Source organism: Pseudomonas putida, from assembly GCF_022627325.1.
Classification (GTDB): domain Bacteria; phylum Pseudomonadota; class Gammaproteobacteria; order Pseudomonadales; family Pseudomonadaceae; genus Aquipseudomonas; species Aquipseudomonas putida_X.
In genome coordinates, this window is record NZ_JAETZZ010000075.1 from 1 (window position 1) to 228 (window position 228).

At 60.1% G+C, this 228-nt stretch carries 1 protein-coding gene; it reads right to left on the reverse strand.

Features of this window, described 5'->3' with window-relative positions:
- Positions 1–228: immunoglobulin-like domain-containing protein (locus tag JNA92_RS25780; RefSeq protein WP_241807240.1), on the reverse strand; the 228-nt coding region annotated here is incomplete at both ends.

Sequence of the window (228 nt, forward strand, 5' to 3'; positions counted from 1 at the left end):
GAGTAGCGGGGCTGTCGGTAACAGTCGTGGTTGGAGTACCTGCGGTATCCAGCTTCTCGTAATTACCGCCCTCGACCTTGGTAATGCTGTTGGTCAGCGGCGCATTGGTGTTGTAGACGTTGTTCGGCGCGGTGAAGTCGACCGAGCCGGACGATTCACCGACACCAATGGTGATGGTTTGACCGTTAGCCAGGGTCACGACCAGCGGGCTGCCGGTGACCGGAGCGC